The sequence below is a fragment of the Vibrio sp. Vb1026 genome (assembly GCF_033338745.1).
Taxonomy (GTDB): Bacteria; Pseudomonadota; Gammaproteobacteria; order Enterobacterales; family Vibrionaceae; genus Vibrio; species Vibrio alginolyticus.
In genome coordinates, this window is record NZ_JAWOTH010000001.1 from 573,998 (window position 1) to 589,612 (window position 15,615).

At 45.3% G+C, this 15,615-nt stretch carries 14 protein-coding genes; 12 read left to right on the forward strand and 2 right to left on the reverse strand.

Translation table 11 applies throughout. The annotated features are described in order from the left end of the window. Nucleotides 1–19: 19 nt before the first annotated feature. Nucleotides 20–934: a chemotaxis protein gene (locus tag R7E47_RS02665; RefSeq protein WP_033906782.1), complete on the reverse strand. Its 915-nt coding sequence runs from the start codon at nt 932–934 to the stop codon at nt 20–22. A 215-nt stretch (nt 935–1,149) separates the two neighbouring features. On the opposite strand from R7E47_RS02665, the gene ppiC reads away from it, so the two are divergent. The 6 genes from ppiC (at nt 1,150) to R7E47_RS02695 (ending at nt 8,205) form a co-directional block, all read left to right on the forward strand. After that, nucleotides 1,150–1,491, forward strand: a complete 342-nt coding sequence (gene ppiC, locus R7E47_RS02670) for a peptidylprolyl isomerase PpiC (RefSeq protein WP_081008359.1) — start codon at nt 1,150–1,152, stop codon at nt 1,489–1,491. Nucleotides 1,492–1,834: 343 nt separating this feature from the next. Next, complete coding sequence (locus tag R7E47_RS02675; protein WP_318083692.1) at nt 1,835–3,139, forward strand: MATE family efflux transporter; 1,305 nt, start codon at nt 1,835–1,837, stop codon at nt 3,137–3,139. A 172-nt stretch (nt 3,140–3,311) separates the two neighbouring features. Next, nucleotides 3,312–4,073 carry an ATP-binding cassette domain-containing protein gene (locus R7E47_RS02680; RefSeq protein WP_318083693.1) on the forward strand — a complete coding sequence of 254 codons (762 nt, stop codon included), beginning with the start codon at nt 3,312–3,314 and terminating at the stop codon, nt 4,071–4,073. 20 nt (nt 4,074–4,093) lie between these two features. Further along, entirely contained in the window at nt 4,094–4,942 is an 849-nt protein-coding gene (locus R7E47_RS02685; protein WP_054577077.1) for an ABC transporter ATP-binding protein, read from the forward strand. Next, a complete protein-coding gene (locus R7E47_RS02690) occupies nt 4,932–6,446 on the forward strand; it encodes an ABC transporter substrate-binding protein (protein ID WP_318083694.1) in 1,515 nt (504 codons plus the stop codon). Before R7E47_RS02685 ends, R7E47_RS02690 begins: the two co-directional genes overlap by 11 nt. Nucleotides 6,447–6,450: 4 nt before the next feature. After that, the gene (locus R7E47_RS02695) at nt 6,451–8,205 is read left to right on the forward strand and encodes an ABC transporter permease subunit (protein WP_081107500.1); all 1,755 of its coding nucleotides are present in this window, start codon (nt 6,451–6,453) and stop codon (nt 8,203–8,205) included. Between the two features lie 178 nt (nt 8,206–8,383). Here R7E47_RS02695 and R7E47_RS02700 read toward each other — a convergent pair whose 3' ends face one another. Further along, a complete protein-coding gene (locus tag R7E47_RS02700; RefSeq protein WP_033906787.1) occupies nt 8,384–9,142 on the reverse strand; it encodes a DeoR/GlpR family DNA-binding transcription regulator in 759 nt (252 codons plus the stop codon). Between the two features lie 274 nt (nt 9,143–9,416). Here R7E47_RS02700 and ltnD point away from each other — a divergent pair, with 274 nt between their 5' ends. The 6 genes from ltnD to R7E47_RS02730 all read left to right on the forward strand — a co-directional run bounded on the left by ltnD (nt 9,417) and on the right by R7E47_RS02730 (nt 15,556). After that, complete coding sequence (gene ltnD, locus R7E47_RS02705; RefSeq protein ID WP_033906788.1) at nt 9,417–10,325, forward strand: L-threonate dehydrogenase; 909 nt, start codon at nt 9,417–9,419, stop codon at nt 10,323–10,325. 25 nt (nt 10,326–10,350) lie between these two features. Next, a complete protein-coding gene (otnK, locus tag R7E47_RS02710) occupies nt 10,351–11,607 on the forward strand; it encodes a 3-oxo-tetronate kinase (RefSeq protein ID WP_158173499.1) in 1,257 nt (418 codons plus the stop codon). An 11-nt stretch (nt 11,608–11,618) separates the two neighbouring features. Then, nucleotides 11,619–12,266 carry an aldolase gene (locus R7E47_RS02715; protein ID WP_195723059.1) on the forward strand — a complete coding sequence of 216 codons (648 nt, stop codon included), beginning with the start codon at nt 11,619–11,621 and terminating at the stop codon, nt 12,264–12,266. Continuing rightward, nucleotides 12,266–13,042, forward strand: coding sequence for a 2-oxo-tetronate isomerase (otnI, locus tag R7E47_RS02720; RefSeq protein ID WP_005375365.1), 777 nt, complete (start codon nt 12,266–12,268; stop codon nt 13,040–13,042). Before R7E47_RS02715 ends, otnI begins: the two co-directional genes overlap by 1 nt. 61 nt (nt 13,043–13,103) lie before the next feature. Next, nucleotides 13,104–14,063 carry a D-erythronate dehydrogenase gene (gene denD / locus R7E47_RS02725; protein ID WP_318083695.1) on the forward strand — a complete coding sequence of 320 codons (960 nt, stop codon included), beginning with the start codon at nt 13,104–13,106 and terminating at the stop codon, nt 14,061–14,063. Further along, nucleotides 14,063–15,556, forward strand: a complete 1,494-nt coding sequence (locus tag R7E47_RS02730; RefSeq protein WP_005375369.1) for a GntP family permease — start codon at nt 14,063–14,065, stop codon at nt 15,554–15,556. The genes denD and R7E47_RS02730 overlap by 1 nt, the downstream gene beginning before the upstream one ends. Nucleotides 15,557–15,615 lie beyond the last annotated feature (59 nt).

Genomic DNA, 15,615 nt, shown 5'->3' on the forward strand with positions numbered 1-15,615 from the left:
TCAACTCGTCCAATAAGAGTTAAGAAGTCATAGCTTTGGCTTCTAGCTCTTTTGCTCCGCGAAGCATCGCTTCGATTAGTTCTCCTGCATTGAATTTCTCAAGTGCCTCATGCGCGCCAACTTGGTGAGCTCTGTCTACACAGATTTCGCTCGATAACGATGTATGTAAAATGCGGTATGAATGGTTCAGAGAGGAATTATTCTGAACTTCAAATGCTAATTCATAACCGTCTAATCCGGGCATTTCAATATCGCTGACCAGAATATCAATTGGGCGATGAGCCGCAGCGTCACTTTTCATCAGTTCCAATGCATCTAAACCATTTTTACAGATTTGATACCCAATATTGATGCTATCGAGTGCGTCACACAGCTGTTTACGAGCGATGGAAGAGTCATCCACCAATAGAATACTGAGTGCTTTTAGGCGTTCTCGCTCAATATCTGTCAGCATTGGGATCTTTGAATTCTCGTACTGCGGATAAATTTTGGAAAGTAGCAGTTCCACATCCAGCATTTGAACAGTTTTGTCCTCGTAGCGAGTAATTCCAGTCACGAAAATATTTTTTCCAGCGCTCGGAGGTGGCGTTTCAATAGCTTTCCAATCGCACTCAATGATCTTCTCTATACTACGAACCATAAAAGCAACCACGGTTCGCAAGCAATCTGTCACGATCAAGTAGCAGCTTTTATATTCTTCTTCACTTATAGGACGAAAGCCAACAGCCGCTGACATATCGATCACTGGTACTGTTAAGTTACGTATCGTAACGGTTCCAATGACGTGATGATGCGAGTAAGGGATCTTTGTCGTTGGCATGTACGGGACGATTTCACGGACTTTTAGCGTACCGATAGCGAAACTCTGTTGCAGGGTGAGCTTAAACATCAACATGCCCTGAGATTGATTCGCTTTGCTAATGACTTTTGCCATGAAAATAACCTTATAAACACCACCGAATTGTGTCTAATCTAATCTTATCAGACGAAGGCTTCAACCATCGGAGAGACAAATGTGAGCTTTTTAGACAATCTTTTAGAGACATAGTGATTAACTGAGCAAAACTTGTTTGTATTTTAAACTCATTATGTAGACGATTTTATATTCCTCGTGTATTGGGGCCTTTACCGCTGAGCTATTATTAAGAAATGTTTGGTCTGTTAAAAAGGATTGGGTACACTTGCGCGACCAGAATAGTGAGAGATAGATCAATGGCAAATACAGCAGCCGCATTACATATTCTTGTGAAGCAAAAAGAGCAAGCGGAAGACATAATCAAGCAACTGAAAAAAGGCGCAAAGTTTCAGACATTAGCGAAGAAGTATTCAACTTGCCCGTCAGGCAAACGCGGTGGTGACCTTGGTGAATTCCGCCGTGGTCAAATGGTACCTCAATTCGACAAAGTGTGCTTTTCTGGCGAAGTGTTAACGCCGCATTTAGTTAAAACCAAGTTCGGTTGGCATGTTGTAAAGGTGCTTTACAGAACATAAGGCTTGGTATCTACCTAAACATTGTCAGATGAAACCCACAAGCATTGAATATCATCTGTACGGTCTCTTTTCACCAATCACTACCGTCATGACATGGCAGATACATTCTGATCTGCCATGCTCAACCAAACGCTAATCTTTCCAAACTAGAAACTCATTTATATGCAGTTAACTTGGCTTTTCTCATAAGTCGTTATCCTATTTCAAGCTTTGGTATGAGAATACGTTTGCTGGTTGTATCAATTATCAATGCTATTCCTTGCTGGCGAACTTTGGTTCATGTTCGGGCGCCATTCGCATATGATAGCGACCTTATAAAAATTAATCCTGTTCATAATTTAAGATGTCCCTGACTCATAAAGACTATTTTAAAATCGCATTTCCTTTCATCGTTTCTATTGTTACCCAACCATTATTGGGGGCGGTGGACACCGCGGTGATCGGTAAACTCGGTGTGGCTGAGATGATTGGTGGTGTAGCGATAGGCACCGTCATCATGAATACCTTGTATTGGCTGTTTGGCTTTTTCCGCGTCAGTACTACTGGGCAAAGTGCAATCGCATTAGGTAAAAATAGCCCGGAAGATCAAGCGAGCAGCTTATTCCGTCCTTTCGTGCTTTCGCTCTGCCTTGGCTTGATTTTCATTGCGTTGCAGTCCGTGATTTGGATGGGGGCAGAGCTGATTATCTCCCCTGATGCAGTCGTGGCAGAAAACGCTAAGACTTACTTCGATATCATGATCTTTGGTGCGCCGTTTGTACTGCTGAACTACACCGTGATTGGTTGGTTGATGGGGCAAGCGAAAGCTAAAGCAACCTTGTTCACGCAAGTGTTTGGTAACGTTCTGAACATCGTGCTGGATATCGTCTTTGTGTTGTACTTTGATATGGGCATTGCTGGTGTTTCGGTGGCGACACTTATCGCGCAAATCTCGACGTTTGTTATTGGTGCGGTGCTGGTGTTGAAAATCTGTCGCTTCCCGCTGTTTGATCACATTCAGACCGCAAAAATGACGCGTAAAGATCTCAAAGTCATTGCGTCTTCCAATATGGATCTGCTGCTTCGTACTGTGTGTCTATTGGTGTTCTTCAACATGATGGCGCGTGTAGGCTCTCAGCTTGGTTCTGATGTGCTTGCTGCGAACGCAATCTTGATGCAAGTGACCTTTATCGTCAGCTACATGTTCGACGGTGTGGCGAATGCGTCGAGCGTCTTTGCCGGTAAAGCGGTAGGGCAGAAGAATCCGACATTGCTTGATAACGTGATTAAGCTAAACACGCAATGGACCGCGGCGTTTGTTGTTGTCTTGACCTTGCTGTTAGTGCTGTTCAAACACCAAGTGGTGATGTTGTTTACCACCTTGCCAAACCTTGTTGAACTGTATCTAGACATGAGCCCTTGGTTATTGGCATTCCCGTTGGTTGCTGGTTTTGGTCTTACGTTTTACGGCATCTTTACCGGTACAGGGACGACGCGACCAGTGCGTAACTCTACCTTTCTAACCATGGTGTTGTTCTTAGTGACTCAATTTATTGCGGTGCAATATTGGGGCAACCACGGTTTATGGCTGGCATTCACTCTGTTCTACGTTGGGCGCTTTGTCTTCTTGTTCCCATACCTCGAACAAGTCAAACAAAAGTGTCAGTAATTCACACTGTCACAAACGACCTAATTTAGATGTTCTTATAACAAGGGTGGAGCCATCTGCCCTTGTTGATAAATCTGAAAAAGGTGATGAAATAACCCCTCCGACTGGTTTCCTTGCTTTAACCCGCATGATATTATTTGTGATGTTATATTATTACATTTAGTTTGATGCCGTGATTTCTCAACCAGTACTCTCCGTTAATAATCTCAGCCTTACAGACTCAGAACGCACACTCTTCAAAGACATTTCTTTTGAGCTGTTTCAAGGTGAAGCTCTTGCCATTATGGGACCTTCCGGCATTGGTAAATCCATGTTGTCGAAAGCGGTCGCAGGTTTTTTGCCGTCTGATATTTGGGTAGACGGAAGTATCCAGCTTAACAGCAGTGAAGTCGCACAAACTGCCATGCTGCAACGGAGTCAATCACAGCGTCCCGCGGTCATTTTCCAAGATGCACTTAAAGCGCTGAATCCATTGGCGTCTGTCGAACAACAACTGTGTTTGGCATTGACGGGCAACAAAACACGCTTGTCTTCAGCAAACCGAGAAACGGTGACGACCTTGTTGTCTCAACTCGGATTTGCGGATCCAAAAGCAGCATTAGCGCAGCATCCAAGTCAGCTATCTGGTGGTCAACGTCAGCGTATTTGTATTGCCATTGCATTGCTTGGTAGTGCCAACTTGATCATCGCTGATGAGCCCACCAGTGCGCTCGATCCAATCACCGAAGCGGAGATCCTTGAGTTGTTCCGCTGCAGTGTTCAGCAACGCAGCATCAGTAGTTTGTTGATCACGCACGATCTGTCTGCGGCTTTGGCGTGTGACAAAGTCTTGGTGATTGCGGACAACACCATGGTGGCTTATGGCGCACCGTGGCAAGCCATTCAGCAAAGTTCGCATCCTTTCTGCCAACAACTTGCGCAACTGCTGCCTTAACCTCATCTCTGGAGCCTATTTTGACTAAGCACAACTTGAGCGGGCACACACAGCCTAAATCGGCGGAAGTTCGCTTTGAGCAAGCCAGTGTTCACTATTACTCCAAACCAAGTTGGTTAGGGGGCAAACCGTTCAAAGCGCTCGAACAATTGGATCTTGCCATCGACACAAAGAACATTGCGATTGTTGGTCCTTCTGGTGCGGGTAAATCGACTTTGATTGAGCTTCTGTTTGGTCTTCGTAAACCCACATCTGGTGAAGTGTATGTGTGTGGTTATCCGTTATCGCGTAGCTCGGCTAAGCAGCGACAAGAGTTGTGTCAGCACATTCAGCTGATCCCACAAGAGCCGCAATCGAGCTTGAATCCGTACTACACCGTTCGCCAGATCTTACTGGAGCCGCTAAGCAATATTGGTTTAACGCAAGAGCTTAACGAGAAGGTGGAAAAGGTTTTGGCGGATGTCGGTTTGGATCTCACATTGTTAGATCGTAACCCGCAGCAATTATCAGTTGGGCAAGCCCAACGTGTGGCTATCGCTAGAGCTTTGATTGTCGAGCCTTGTGTGTTGGTTGCCGATGAGCCAACCAGCAGCCTAGACCCCGTCAGTCGTAAACAGGTTCTTGACCTGTTGGCAGGCATTCAAAAGAGTCGTCAGATGCGCCTGATTTTGGTGACGCATGACCTCGATGCGGCACAAACCCTATGCGATGAAATCCTAGTGTTAGACAAAGGACGTGTTGTCGAGCACGGCACAGCACAGAACGTGACAAATAACCCATCACACTTGATCACGAGAGCCTTGATGAGCGCTCAACACAAAAGTAATGAATTCACAAAAACCATTGGAGAGGTTTCTTATGCACCTTAGTACTCCCAAGTTAGCTTTGTCGCTGGCTTTAAGCGCACTGCTGACGGGTTGTTTTGACTCTGGCGAAAGCAAGCCAGAAGCGGAAAAAGCAGCTGCACCGCAAGCAGCGGAAATTCGCGTTGCGATGATGCAACCACCACGCACAGGTTTGTCACCACTTTCAGATGACGCGTTCAAACTGTCACGTTGGAGCACAGCAGAAACGCTAGTGAACCTAAACGATCAGTCGGTAGCAGAACCTATGCTGGCAACAGAGTGGGAACAAGTTGACCCGATGACGTGGCAGTTTACGGTACGTAAAGGCGTGAAATTCCACGATGGTTCTGACCTTGATGCCAATGCGGTTGTGAACTCTCTACAAAAAGCATTAGATGCTGCACCAAAACCACGCATTTTGGATGGTATCGAATCGCAAGTTAGCGCACTGGACGACTTCACTGTTGAAATCAAAACGACCTTTAACGATCCATTGTTGCCAAGCCGTCTATCTAGCCCACAGCTAGCGATTCTTTCTGGTGCTGCATATCAAGAAAACGGTCGCGTTGTGCCAATTAATGCGGGTACCGGTCCATTCGTTCTGACAGAAATCAACGGTACAACCAGCGCTAAATTGAAGCGTTTTGACGGTTACTGGGGCGAAAAAGCAAAAGTAGACAGTATCTTTGCTGAATACGTACCAAACGGTTTTGCTCGTGCTGCAGCGCTGCGTACCGGTGAGGCGGATGTCGTTGAAGCGGTTCCTGTTTCGCAAATCGCGATGATGGAATCTTCACAGCTGCACGAAGTTGCAATGCCACGTACCAATACGCTTTACCTAAACAACAAATCAGATGTGTTTAGCCAGTTCGGTTTGCGTAAAGCAGCGGCTCAAGCGGTTAACCGTGAGCAAATCATCAAAACGGTTTACGAGAACCACGCCGATTCAGCGAAAGGTCTGTTAGGTCCAGCATTGGCATGGGCTCAACCAATTCGTGACGCGAACCCTCGTATGGAAACCATGGAAATGCGCCACGCGAACGGTGAGAAGATCACCATCGGTACATTTACCGACCGTGCTGAGTTGCCAGAAGTAGCGGTGCTGCTAAAGCAACAACTTGAAGCGGCTGGCTTTGTGGTTGAACTAGACGTTCGTGAATACGCACAAATCGAAAACGATGCACTAGCAGGTAAGTTCGATGCGTTCTTGTTGTCACGTGCAACAGTGTTGGATTCTGGTGACCCAGTGGCGTACATGCAAAGTGACTTTAGCTGTAAAGGTTCTTACAACCTAGGTCAGTTCTGCTCTGAAGAAGTGGACGCAGCATTGAAACACGCTGACCGTCAACCATTGGGTGAGAAACGCCAACAAGCGATCATCGAAGCAGAAAGCAAAATCCTTGAGCAATACGCTGTGATTCCACTGCTTCACGAGCGTGTAATCCAAGGTGAGAGTGATCGCGTGAAGAATGCACAACGTGACCCACGTGAGCGTCGCCTGATCGACCAGTTTACTGAGGTGAACTAACTCGATGTCGTCTGTTGCCAACATGCGCTCTCGTTGGAGCGCTTGTATGCCTGAATGGTTTACGCGTTTTTTGTCGCGCTTCCTGTCACTCGGGGTAGTGGTTGTGCTGGTGGGTTTGATGCCGGATATTGCAGGTATTGACCCAAGCCAATCAATCCTGCGTGCCCGTGCGGGTGCTCAACAATTGCTGACGGCGGAAGCTCTGCAAGCAATTCGAGAAGATCTTCAACTTGACCGCAGCGCTGCTGAGCGACTGTGGGATTGGTTGACGCTTGCCATGCAAGGTGACTTAGGTGTCTCTTGGGTGAGCGGGGCATCCGTCATGGAGAGCGTTCAACAAACCGCAAAAACGTCGCTATTACTGATGCTTACAGCGCTAGGCATGGCATTTGTAATGTGCATGGCGAGTGTGCTTTACACTGTGCGTCGTTGGCAACAGAATCGTTTAGATAAGCATCATGACACGCTCAGTTCGGTGTTGGTTTCATTGCCTGAATACGTGATTGCTTCGTTGCTGATCATGGTGTTTTCCATCTGGTTGGGCTGGTTCCCGCCTTATGGTTGGCAAGGTGTGCAAAACCTCTGGCTACCCAGTTTGGCAATGGCATTGCCTGCTGCTGGCTTGTTCGGGCGCTTGCTCAATGACAGCCTCAAGCGTGTACTAGATGAGCCTTGGGTGATCACTTGGCTATCGGCGAACGTCAGTCAGTTTCAAATCTTACGCTTTGCCTTGTGGCGTGCCGTTAGTAACTTGATTCCTCAAATCGCAATGACGGTGATTGGTTTAACCGGCGGTGCGGTTGCTGTGGAACAGGTGTTCTCCATTCCAGGTATCGGACGACTAATTTTAGGCGCGGCGAAGTCACAAGATCTGCCGATGCTGCAAGGTGGCTTGTTGGTGTTGCTGGTGTTCTCGATGTTGATCAGCAGTGCGAGCATCTTATTGCAACGTTGGTTACTCGGGCACAGTGTCACAAGTGGCAAGCTGATCAGCAGTCACAGCACGTTCCGTTTTACCCAAAGCACCACCAAACGTATTGTCAGTGCGACAATCTTTGCCTTGCTGATTGGTTGTGCGGGATGGGCGTTAATGCGCGATCCTTACACTATCCAATTTACCCGCCTTGAATCGCCAAGCTTAGCAGCACCGTTTGGTGCCGATGCGGTCGGGCGAGATCTGCTTGCTCGCGTTGGCGGCGGTATGATGTCGACAATCAAAATGGGCATCATCGCAACGTTCCTAAGTTTGGTGATTGGTTTGTTGCTCGGCTTCGTGACTCGTTATAGCCAAGGCTTAATTGAGATCACCAAAGGTGTGCCATACATTGTGGCGGGTCTGCTGATTGCTGGTCTAACGGGGATGAACCCAAACAGTGCCTTGATTGCGATTGTTATGGTGTCATGGGCACCATTAGCGGCGCACTGTGCAAGTTTGTTGATGGAAGCCAAAGCGCAGCCTTACACGCATCTTGCGCCCATTTGGGGAACCAGTCAGTGGCGAGTACTCCGTTACTACTTGTTGCCTTATGTGCTGCCGCCATTGATTCGTCACGCGTTTCTGCGTTTGCCATACATTACGCTCAGCCTGACGTCTCTGAGTTTTATCGGACTTGGCGTTAAGCCGCCAGAACCTGAGTGGGGCTTATTGATTGCGGAAAACTTGCCTTACATAGAGCGCTCACCATTAGGTGTTTTGCTGCCAATTTCAGGCTTAGTTTTGATGGCAATTGCGGTGAATTTGATTTTTGATGACAAGTGACGAGCAGCGATAAAGTGAAGTGAGCTTCCATATCCCAGATGTAATCAGTAATTTGGTAATTTAGAAAACAAGAGGATGTGTTTTCTGCCAGAAAGTACACAGCACGGTCTATGTATATTGGAAGCACCTATAAATTAACGAGTATAAAAGTTACGCGAACTCAGATGTTTAGGTAGTGTTACTCTTTATACACACGTAATCCTTTATCCGTTAATTCTTTAGTGACCACTTCGGATAGGTTTCGATCGGTAATAATTCCGTCCAATTGCTCGATGTCTAATGCATGAAAGCTCGCTATCTGACCGTATTTAGTTGAGTCTGAGATCAGATAATTGGTTTGTGCCGCCTTGATGATTGCTTTTTTAACGAGGACTTTATTTTCATTAGGTGTTGATAAGCCTTTCAAGCTCCAAGATGAAGTCGAAATAAAGGCGATATCAATATTTAGCCCATTCAAGAACTCTGCGACTTTTCCTCCAATGGTGGATTGGTTCTCGCGGTCAATTTTTCCCCCAGTGTGGTAAAGCTCACATTCACTGTGCGTCATAAGGAAAGCAGCAATAGAGAAGTCATTGGTGATCACTAAAAGATCATTACGATTTGCTATTTGATGGGCGATTTCTAGAGAGGTTGTTCCCGCATCCAAGTAAATCGTAGCGTCTTGACCAATTAACGTAGCCGCCAGCTTACCAATTTGAATTTTTTCATCCGCTTGTTGCTCGACCTTCGCATCATGGGAAAGTTCGGAATGTAGAGCTTGAGCGAGTTGCACTCCACCAGAAACAGAAACGACTTTACCTGAGGATTCAAGCTTCACGATATCACGACGAATGGTCATATGTGATACGCCAAGGTGGTCGGTTAAATCTGAAATGCTTAACACTTCTTGATGTGATAACAGGGATAATATGGTTCTTTGACGTTCTGCTGGGATCATAGTTTCACTTCTATATTCTTGTTTTTCAGTATCCTACCAATCTTTTCATTTGTTGTGAATATCTGTGAATTATGTTCTCAACGTTGTAAGAACAGCCTTCGCTTGTGTTAACTGCTCGGAATATCTCTGCCCATAAAGAGGTATATATCACGACATTGTTAATTTGTGTGAAAAAATGTGATTCAAAGCGAGGTCTTAGTATTAATCTTCACATATAATCACATCAACCAAACAAGAATTAACAAAGTTTAATAGACCAGAAGGCATTGTTTTTATGAGTGAAGTTCAATCTGTAGGTGTTATCGGTTTAGGCTCTATGGGAATGGGCGCCGCAAAGTCATGTGTGCGTGCAGGCCTAGATGTCTATGGTTTCGATTTAAATTCTCAAGCGCTTGAAGAGTTAGGTTCATTCGGTGCAAAAGCTGTTTCTACAAATGCAGTTGAGTTTGCAGATAAGCTTGATTCGGTTCTAGTTCTTGTTGTGAACGTAGCTCAAGTTAACACGGTCTTGTTCAAAACCGGTCTTGCTACAGCGCTTAAGCCGAATACGCCAGTAATGGTTTCAGCAACCATCTCAGCAGAAGACGCAAAACAAATTGAAGCGAAATTGGCAGAACACAATCTTGTGATGCTTGATGCACCGGTATCTGGTGGTGCTGCAAAAGCAGAATTAGGTGAGATGACTATTATGGCGTCGGGAGCGCAAAGCACATTTGATGCACTTGAACCAGTACTCAACGCAACGGCAGCTAAAGTCTACAACATCGGCGAAGCGATTGGCCTAGGCGCAACTGTGAAGATTATCCACCAATTGCTAGCAGGTGTTCATATCGCAGCTGGCGCTGAAGCAATGGCATTAGCGGCACGTGCAAACATTCCTCTTGACCTGATGTACGACGTGGTGACGAATGCAGCGGGTAACTCTTGGATGTTTGAGAACCGCATGAAGCATGTAGTTGATGGTGACTACTCCCCTAAATCTATGGTCGACATCTTTGTGAAAGATCTAAACCTCGTATCGGACACAGCAAAAGATCTCAAATTTCCACTTCCTCTATCAAGCACAGCACTAAACATGTTTTTGAGTGCAAGCAATGCTGGTTTTGGCCAGGAAGACGACAGTGCCGTTATCAAGATTTTTGATGGTATTGAGCTTCCAGGTGTAGAAAACAAACAGAAGTAAGCGCACGTAAAACGGAGAAAAAATGATGTTATTAGGCGTTATCGCAGACGACTTTACTGGCGCAACAGACATCGCAGGTTTTCTTGTAGAAAACGGCATGCGCACAGTTCAGCTTAACGGTATTCCAAAAGAAGAGATTGATGTAAACGCAGATGCGGTCGTGATCAGTCTTAAATCTCGCTCTTGTCCTGTAGATGAGGCAATCGAGGATTCAGTAGCTGCGCTTAAGTGGCTGCAAGCAAATGGCTGTCAGCAGTTTTACTTCAAGTACTGCTCAACGTTTGACAGCACAGCAGAAGGTAACATTGGTCCTGTAACGGATGCACTGCTTGCAGAGCTAGGTGAAGCGTTCACCATTGTATGCCCATCATTACCAGTGAATGGTCGCACAGTTTACAACGGCCATCTATTTGTATTCCAAGACTTGCTAAGCGACTCAGGTATGCGTAATCACCCTGTGACCCCAATGACTGATTCAAGCCTAGTTCGTATGATGGATGCTCAATCTCAAGGCAAATCTGGCCTGGTGAACTTCCAAATAATTGAACAAGGTCCAAAAGCGGTAATTGAGCGCTTTGAAGAGCTAAAAGTACAAGGCAACCGCTATGCAGTGGTTGATGCATTCAATGCAGAGCATCTTGTCACACTTGGCCAAGCGGCGAAGTCTCTAAAACTGGTAACTGGTGGTTCTGGTTTGGCTGCGGGTATTGCTAAGAACTGGATAGAGAACCTTGAAGATCAAAGTGATGCGAAGCAAGAGGGGAACCCTAAAAAGGCACCAACCGTTGTGTTATCTGGATCTTGTTCTGTCATGACCAACCAACAGGTCGCTGTTTACAAAGAAAAAGCGCCACACTTTGCTATTGATGTGAAGGCGTGTCTGACGGAAGAAGATTACTCAAATCAAGTGTTTGATTGGGTCATGACCAACATCGAAAGCGAGTTCGCACCACTGGTTTACGCAACCGCAGATGCAGCGGCGTTAAAAGCGATTCAACAAGAGTTTGGCGCGCATTCTTCAAGTCACGCGGTTGAACAATTCTTTAGCCAACTTGCAATCAAACTTCAGCAGCACGGTGTGAAAAATTTCATCGTTGCGGGTGGGGAAACCTCAGGGGTTGTAACCCAAAGCCTAGCCGTAAAAGGTTTTCATATCGGTCCTCAAATCGCACCAGGTGTACCTTGGGTGAAGTCACTTGAAGGCGAGCTTTCTTTGGCTCTGAAATCGGGCAACTTCGGCGATGAACACTTCTTTGCCAAAGCACAGTCGTTTTTTGAATAGGTGAGGTTGTGATGAATAAAGAATTGATGACAGAACAACAACTGCGAGAGCAAATGGTCACTATGGCTCGCTCTATGTTTGAACGTGGCTATGCGACTGGCGGCGCTGGCAACCTTTCTCTAAAGCTGCCTAATGGACACTTTCTGGCAACGCCAACTGGTTCCTCGTTCGGCCGCTTGATTGCTGAAGAGCTTTCGGTTGTGGATATTGATGGCAACCATATCTCTGGTGAAAAGCCATCAAAAGAAGTGGCTTTTCATCTGGCGATTTATCGAAATAACTCAAAGTGTAATGCGATTGTGCATCTGCATTCTACTTACTTGACGGCGCTTTCTTGTCTTGAAGGTCTAGACCGCGAGAATGCCATCAAAGCTTTCACACCTTACTTTGTAATGCGCATTGGCGAACTGCCAGTGATTCCGTACCTGCGCCCGGGCGACCCTCAGATTGCTGAAGAACTTGCGCAGCGGGCTAGTGACTACCGAGCTTTCCTCCTGGCGAACCATGGTCCAGTGATCACGGGTACGGACTTTGAAGATGCAGTGGATAACGCAGAAGAGCTAGAAGAGACAGCGAAGCTAGCGTTCATTCTTAAAGAAAGCAACATCCGCTATTTAACGGATACTGAGATTCAAGACCTAAAAGGGAGAGGTAAGTAATGGCTAAATTCGCGGCAAATCTGACAATGTTATTCACAGAAGTTCCTTTTCTAGATCGTTTCGAAAAAGCACACCAAGCGGGCTTCAAAGCGGTGGAATACCTTTTTCCATACGCATTCGAAGCGCAAGAACTAGCAAGCAAGATACAGCAGTTTGGTTTTGAGCAAGCGTTATTCAACATGCCTCCAGGTGATTGGGATGCAGGTGAACGAGGTTTTGCAGCTATTCCGGGGCGTGAGGATGAATTTAAAACGAGCGTCGAGACTGCGTTGATGTACGCCAAGGCACTGAACTGTAAAAAGGTTCACGCTATGTCTGGCATTGTTGATTCACGCTTCACTCGTGATCAGCATATTGAAACCTTTATCTCAAACATTCGTTATGCAGCGGATAAGTTTGCCGAACATGGTGTTGAGCTGATGATTGAGCCACTCAACAATCGCGATGTACCGAACTACTTTGTTGCACATCAACGTGAAGCGGTGGAACTCATCAAACAAGTGGCTCGTCCAAACGTGAAATTGCAGCTCGATCTCTATCACGCACAAATTATGGACGGTGATCTGAGTACGTTGATTCGCGATGTGGCGCCATACACAGGCCATATTCAAATTGCTTCTGTGCCTGAAAGGCACGAACCATCGGAAGGCGAACTGAATTACCCACACCTATTCAATGTTTTGGATGACTCTGGTTACCAAGGCTGGATCGGTTGTGAATACAACCCAAGGCATAGCACGCAGCTGGGCCTTAGTTGGGTTAAACCATACCTATAACAATTTTAATTTCTATCCATAAATAACTTGAAACCAATTACAAAAACAAAGGGTCGTGACTATGAATATTATCATAACTGGAGGGGCGGGTTTTCTCGGAACCCTACTTGCCAAATCACTACTAAAAGAAAACAAAGCTGAAAGTATTACTATTGTCGACATTCAAAAGTCGCGCTTAGAGGGCATTGATGACCGAGTCGTTTCTTTAGTCATGGATATGACAAAGCGAGAAAATATAGACCAAGTTATTACTGCCGAAACGACACACATTTTTCATTTAGCGGCAATTGTATCGAGCCATGCTGAGCAAGATTTTGATTTAGGCGTAGCTGTAAACCTGACGACCACACAGTTATTGCTTGAGCGTTGCCGTAAAGTAAACCCTAATATTCGTTTTACGTTTGCTTCATCTTTAGCTGTCTTTGGTGGTGATCTTCCGGAAACGATTACACCAATAACAGCACTTCATCCTCAGTCATCCTACGGGACGCAAAAAGCCATAGGTGAGTTATTGGTTAACGACTATGCCCGTAAAGGCTTTGTTAAAGCTGTATCCGTACGTTTACCGACTATTTGTATTCGCCCTGGGAAACCAAACCTTGCCGCTAGCTCTTTCGTAAGCGGAATTATTCGTGAGCCTTTGAATGCTCAAGAATCAAATTGTCCTGTAGACCCTACGCTAAAACTTTGGATATCGAGTCCGTCTAGAGTGGTGGACAATATTCAATATGCAGGGCTAATGCCTTATGAGCAGTTAAATAATCTGTCCTATAGAACGCTTAATTTACCTGGTATTCAAGCTACACCAGCTGAGATGATTCAAACAATGGACACTCTAATGGGTAAACAACTTTCTAATTATATTACTTATGAGCATGATGCGGGTATTGATCGTATTGTGAGTAGTTGGCCACAAAAAATTGATTGTACTAAAGAACTGGAGCTTGGATTTAAAGCAGACAGTAATTTCAAGGATGTATTACAACAATTTATTTCTGTTAACAATATGGAGATTGTCTAATGTTACCAACCTCAGTAATTGGACTAATAGTAGCCGTATCAGTCCTTGTTTTTCTTGTATTACGTACAAAAGTACATGTGTTAATTGCGATGTTAATTGCGGCATGTATCGCAGGTATTATTGGTGGGTTAAGTGTTGACGACACGATTGCGACCGTTAGCAAAGGATTTGGTGGAACATTAGGCGGTATAGGGATTGTCATCGGTCTCGGCGTTATGATGGGGGCTATTTTAGAGGCTTCTGGAGCAGGAGAAAGTATTGCCTATAATTTTATAAAGTGGTTAGGAAAAAAGAAAGAAGAGGCCGCTCTTGCTGTAACTGGCTATATTGTTAGCATCCCAATCTTTGTGGATAGCGCGCTTATCATTCTTTATCCAATTGCGAAGTCTTTGTCAAAAACGTCCAATCGCTCGATTTTAACGCTTACGGTTGCTCTGGCGGGCGGCTTGGTCGTAGCACATCACGCTATTCCGCCGACTCCAGGGCCTTTGGGCGTTGCTGGTATCTTTGGTGTCGATCTCGCCAGCATGTTAGGTTTTGGTTTGATGATCGCAGCGCCTTGTGTCATGGGTATTGTTTGGTATGCAAGATGGTTAGAAAAGCAGTTTCCTGAATTCATTCCAACCGAACATTTCTCGAAGTCTAGTGAGCAACTGATTAATGATCACAAAGAGTACATTGCAAGTAAAGAAGCGAAAGACCTACCATCTTTAAGTAAATCTATCGCTCCAATTATTATCCCTATTTTACTTATACTTGCGAAATCAGTGATGGGTTTATTAGAGGGGACTTTCGGTTTCGAAGGGCTGACTGCAACAACATTTGGTCAATTTATCGCTTTTATCGGCAGCCCTACTATTGCACTATCAATAGCGACGTTATTAGCGGTTTACACATTGGGTAATAACCTTACCAAAGAAGAAGCGAATGAAAAGATGGAACAAGGAATCTCCACTTGTGGCATCATTTTGTTAGTAACAGGAGCTGGTGGCGCGTTAGGTGCCGTATTGCGTGAAACGGGTGCGGGCGCAGAGATTGCTAACCAAGTTGCAGGGCTTCCTATTTCTGCGGTTATGATTCCATTTATTATTGCGACGTTAGTTCGTATTATTCAGGGCTCTGGTACAGTCTCCATGATAACCGCTGCTTCTATATCTGCCCCAGTTTTAGTAAATATTCCTGACGTTAACCTTTTATTCGCAGCGACGGCAGCTACGATGGGATCTCTATTTGCTGGCTACTTTAATGACTCGTTATTCCATATTGTTAATCGACTAATGGGGGTGACTGAGGTTAAGAAACAACTCATTATTTGGACTATTCCAACAACAATTGCTTGGGCTATTGGTGGTTCATTAGTCATGATTCTTAACTTATTCTTCGGATCTCATGGTTCAATCTTTGATCCCGTGTTACCACTTGCTGTACTTTTGGGGTGTGTTGCATTTACAAAATCTTACAGCGCTAAGCACGTCGAATTACAAGAGGTATAAAGGTTTACTTGTACTCTTCCATAAAGTAAAAACCTATCACAACATGTATTTTTATCAGA

Coding starts and splice junctions, on each gene's coding strand:
- R7E47_RS02665 (WP_033906782.1), bottom strand. CDS start 934: ATGGCAAAAGTCATTAGCAAAGCGAATCAATCTCAGGGCATGTTGATG.
- ppiC (WP_081008359.1), top strand. CDS start 1,150: ATGTTTGGTCTGTTAAAAAGGATTGGGTACACTTGCGCGACCAGAATA.
- R7E47_RS02675 (WP_318083692.1), top strand. CDS start 1,835: ATGTCCCTGACTCATAAAGACTATTTTAAAATCGCATTTCCTTTCATC.
- R7E47_RS02690 (WP_318083694.1), top strand. CDS start 4,932: ATGCACCTTAGTACTCCCAAGTTAGCTTTGTCGCTGGCTTTAAGCGCA.
- R7E47_RS02695 (WP_081107500.1), top strand. CDS start 6,451: ATGTCGTCTGTTGCCAACATGCGCTCTCGTTGGAGCGCTTGTATGCCT.
- R7E47_RS02700 (WP_033906787.1), bottom strand. CDS start 9,142: ATGATCCCAGCAGAACGTCAAAGAACCATATTATCCCTGTTATCACAT.
- ltnD (WP_033906788.1), top strand. CDS start 9,417: ATGAGTGAAGTTCAATCTGTAGGTGTTATCGGTTTAGGCTCTATGGGA.
- otnK (WP_158173499.1), top strand. CDS start 10,351: ATGTTATTAGGCGTTATCGCAGACGACTTTACTGGCGCAACAGACATC.
- R7E47_RS02715 (WP_195723059.1), top strand. CDS start 11,619: ATGAATAAAGAATTGATGACAGAACAACAACTGCGAGAGCAAATGGTC.
- otnI (WP_005375365.1), top strand. CDS start 12,266: ATGGCTAAATTCGCGGCAAATCTGACAATGTTATTCACAGAAGTTCCT.
- denD (WP_318083695.1), top strand. CDS start 13,104: ATGAATATTATCATAACTGGAGGGGCGGGTTTTCTCGGAACCCTACTT.
- R7E47_RS02730 (WP_005375369.1), top strand. CDS start 14,063: ATGTTACCAACCTCAGTAATTGGACTAATAGTAGCCGTATCAGTCCTT.